The sequence below is a fragment of the Burkholderia sp. E168m23 genome (genome assembly GCF_016586125.1).
Lineage (GTDB): Bacteria > Pseudomonadota > Gammaproteobacteria > Burkholderiales > Burkholderiaceae > Burkholderia > Burkholderia orbicola.
This window is the reverse complement of the sequence record NZ_BCPP01001561.1, coordinates 1-827: the sequence shown is the minus strand read 5'-3', so window position 1 is coordinate 827 and position 827 is coordinate 1. Positions and strand designations below refer to the sequence as shown.

Annotated in this window: 1 protein-coding gene; it reads right to left on the bottom strand. The window is 60.5% G+C overall.

Translation table 11 applies throughout. From position 1 onward, the window contains the following. The coding region (locus tag JMF90_RS38900; protein ID WP_201326524.1) for an RNA-guided endonuclease TnpB family protein at positions 1 to 704 on the bottom strand (704 nt) is incomplete at its 3' end. Positions 705 to 827 lie beyond the last annotated feature (123 nt).

Below are 827 nucleotides of genomic sequence, written 5' to 3'. Positions count from 1 at the left end.
TGCCGCACCAGATCGAGCGCGAGCTTGTGCTGGAAATCGGCGCGGGCATTGGCGATCTTTGCGTGCAGCTTCGCGATATGCCGCTTGTGCTTTCGCGCCCGTTGCGCTTTCGCCAGCTTCTCGGCCGCTCGTCGACCGAACTGGTCATTGGGCAGCTTCTCGCCGGTCGAAAGTGTGGCGAAGTCTTTCAGGCCGAGATCGATGCCCACACCGGAACGAACCGGGCGGGCCTGCACATCGGGCATCTCGATCACGATGTTGAGGAACCAGTTGCCGCGTGCATCCTGCGCAAAGTTGGTCCCGTCCTTGATCTTGCCTTCGGGAAGCGGTCGACTGTTGAACACGCGAAACGTGTTGCCGGCGAAACGGAACGCGTCCCCCTCGCGCTTCAGGTCACGCCCCTTCAGCGGCACCCAGCCGAGCGACTTCCTGCCGCGATAACGCAGGTAAGGGCGTCGGCGCTGACTGCGCGACTTCGCATATTGCTCGCACGTCGCGTTGATCGTGCCGGAGTGAATACCGAGTTCCTTGCTGCTCCCCGTCGTCAGCACGTTCAGGTCGAATCCCGTCGGCCACTTCTTGCCCCACTTGAGCGCATGCTTCTGCGTGTCGTTGCAGAAGTTCCAGACGTAGTTCACCGCGCGGCTCTGCTTGTTAAGCAGTCCGTTGAGCGACTTCACGCGGTAGCGATAGACAAGAATCATGCCGGCCATTTTAACGGTGGAATGCCGCTGGCAAACAGCAGCGCTCCTTTCCTCCCCGCCCTGAAGGACGGGGAGGAAAGGAGCAACTGATGAAAGGAAACCGCTTGAAACTCCCGTTCGAAT